This is a genomic window from Desulfovibrio sp. 1214_IL3152 (assembly GCF_036763055.1).
Lineage (GTDB): Bacteria > Desulfobacterota > Desulfovibrionia > Desulfovibrionales > Desulfovibrionaceae > Desulfovibrio.
Window position 1 is genome coordinate 1 of the sequence record NZ_JBAIYW010000063.1, and the last position, 1669, is coordinate 1669.

Sequence of the window (1669 nt, forward strand, 5' to 3'; positions counted from 1 at the left end):
TCCCGGCATTCCCTGCGGAACGCCGGGGCGCGGAAAAGGCCGGGACGGAGCGTCTAGTTGCCATTGGGCGGCGTAACCAGCGGCAGTTCGGGGTTGCCCGGATTGGGCATCATGGGATCACCGGGAGCGCCCATGGGGCCTCCGCCCATACCACGGTTGGGGCGCATGCCGGAAGAGTGGTCTTTCATAAAGGCGCTCCACTCATCAATGGAGATGAAGCCGTCGCCGTCCTGGTCAATGGCCACAAAGGCTTCGTCGCGCATGTTGGGAAAAAGCGCCTTGAATTCTTCGCGGCTGACCTTGCCGTCCTTGTTGGTGTCCATTTGGCTGTATTTGTCGGCCGAGCCGCCTCCGCCACCCATGCCGGGCATGGCTTGCGCCGGAGACGCCATAAGAATAATGGCGGCCAGCAGCGGCAGCAGGGACAGTTTGAGCAGGTCCGGAATATCGGGCAGATTCAGGGTGCGCGTCATGAGATTCTCCTTGAGATTGCTGATGCCGCGCGGCCTTATGCCGGGCGGAGCCGTACCCCTTGCGGGGAGACGGCAGGCACGCCGAGCGGCGGCCCATACTTGTAAATAAGCTTGCAAAAAGCGTTGGCAAGCACGTATGCGCCATGCCGTACGCACTATTTTTCATACAGCGTGTTTTACGCCGTGTTATGAGAACGGTTTGCCTTTTGAGGCGGTGTTTTGCTGAAGGGCCCTGCCTGAATGAAGCAACGCCGTCAAACGGCATACATCAGCGTTTTCCAAACGCTCACTGCTCTATTCGTGGCGAAAGCCCGCCCCTTCTTTTTCCATACGCTCAATGCACAGGGTCAGGTTGTCCGGTTCGCCCGTGCGGTGGTCATCGGGATACAGCAGTGCGCCCATATAAAAAATGGATCCAAGCCGCAGGGCTGTGCGCGCGCTGGCTGAAAAATTTTCCAGGGCCATAGCCACGTTGAAGCGCAGCTCGCCGGGCAGAAATTCCAGCATGGGTTTGGCATCATCGCCCAAGGATGCCAGCAGTTCGGCCTTTTGGCGCATGGCGGCATTATGGCCGGGGGTATCACCGGCGTCAAGATATTGCAGGGCCTGCGCCTGGGCCTGCATCACCTGGGTATGGCGTTGGCGAAGCCACTGGGTAAGCTGGCCCAGGGCGGGATTGGCGGATTGCTCTTGGCTCATGCGTCCTCCTTGGTTTCTCCGGTTTCCGGGGCATTCCGGTGGGGACAGCATACTCCTTTGCGTTCTTTCTGTATATGGAAAGCGTTGCGCTTGAGCTTTGCAGCCCGGTAGCGTCCGCTCCCGCCCGGCCCGCCTAGAGCAGATTAACTTTGAGAATATACATTCTCAAAGTTTAAGGCACGCTCACTTCGGCGTTTAACCGCGCAGATAAACTGCGCTTACGCCTCCGTAGCGAACGTCTGCTCACGCAGACGTCCGAGCAATTTAACTTTTAAATTGCTCTAACCGTACGGCCTTTTTCATGGTGGCCCTGCCTGCGGGCAACAGGCCCGGCAGGGCATCACCCCTGACCAATACGGGCAGGGACGGCAAAACCACGCTCTCCCGGTGCGGCGGCAGCCTGCCGGGAGAGCGTGGTTTTTATGGCGTCTGCGCAGGTGGCCGCAAGGGTTCATTTGGCCGCTTGCGTATGCGGCCTTTTCATCTTTTGCCTGGCA

3 protein-coding genes are annotated in these 1669 nt (G+C 59.1%); 1 reads left to right on the forward strand and 2 read right to left on the reverse strand.

All coding sequences use genetic code 11. The features are described 5' to 3' along the window. Positions 1-53: 53 nt before the first annotated feature. Positions 54-473 carry an EF-hand domain-containing protein gene (locus tag V6C07_RS01230; protein WP_333534579.1) on the reverse strand — a complete coding sequence of 140 codons (420 nt, stop codon included), beginning with the start codon at positions 471-473 and terminating at the stop codon, positions 54-56. Between the two features lie 294 nt (positions 474-767). After that, positions 768-1172 carry a hypothetical protein gene (locus tag V6C07_RS01235; protein WP_333534580.1) on the reverse strand — a complete coding sequence of 135 codons (405 nt, stop codon included), beginning with the start codon at positions 1170-1172 and terminating at the stop codon, positions 768-770. A 301-nt stretch (positions 1173-1473) separates the two neighbouring features. On the opposite strand from V6C07_RS01235, the gene V6C07_RS01240 reads away from it, so the two are divergent. Next, on the forward strand, positions 1474-1669 hold a 196-nt coding region (locus tag V6C07_RS01240; protein ID WP_333534581.1), incomplete at its 3' end, for a hypothetical protein.